The following is an 862-nucleotide window of genomic DNA, read 5'->3' on the forward strand; positions in this document are numbered from 1 at the left end:
CCCGTGCAACGGTGCGCAAGTGGCGCCGCCGGCGTACGGAAGTGGAAGACCGCTCGCACTGTCCCCAGACCCTGCACACGACCCTGACGCCGGAGCAGGAGGCGATCGTTGTGCAGGTGCGGGAAGTGGCCCTGCTGTCGCTGGATGATCTGCTGATCGTCGCCCGGGAATTCCTGAACCCGGATCTCACGCGGGCATCGCTGGACCGCTGCCTGCGTCGGCACGGGGTGGGCAACCTTCAGGCGCTCAAGCGTGAGCAGGCCACAGAGCCCGTGGAGCCGGGGCACAAGCCGTTTCGGGAGTACGTCCCAGGCTTTGTCCATGTGGATGTGAAGTACCTGCCGCAGATGGCCGACCAGCCCTCGCGCGGCTACCTGTTCGTGGCCATCGACCGCGCGTCGCGCTGGGTCTATCTTGAGGTGCGGCGCTCGAAGACCGCCGAGGCGGCGAGGGGCTTTCTGAAGAAGCTGCTCCAGCAAGCGCCGTTCCATATCACTCATGTGGTCACCGACAACGGCAAGGAGTTCACGGATCGTTTCACGACGACCGGCGAACGGAAGCCGACCGGGCGCCATCCCTTCGACCAGGTGTGTGCCGAGCATGACATCGAGCACCGTCTGATCCGTCCCAAGCGGCCTCAGACCAACGGGATGGTGGAGCGCTTCAACGGGCGCATCGCCGACCTGCTGCGCACCCGGCACTTTGACTCCGGACAGCATCTGGACGACACGCTCAGGGACTACCAGCGCCTGTATAACCATCACATCGGCCAAAAGGCGCTGGGACATCGCACCCCGGTGGAAACCCTCAAGGCCTGGCAACAGGACCGCCCCGATCTATTTCGAAAACGCGTATACAATCA

The 862-nt window shown here is 64.3% G+C and carries 1 protein-coding gene; it reads left to right on the top strand.

Features of this window, described 5'->3' with window-relative positions:
• A partial coding sequence (locus CKO33_RS13175; RefSeq protein WP_200182684.1) for an IS481 family transposase occupies positions 1-862 on the top strand: 862 nt, incomplete at both ends.

Source organism: Ectothiorhodospira mobilis, from assembly GCF_016584115.1.
GTDB classification, from domain to species: domain Bacteria; phylum Pseudomonadota; class Gammaproteobacteria; order Ectothiorhodospirales; family Ectothiorhodospiraceae; genus Ectothiorhodospira; species Ectothiorhodospira mobilis.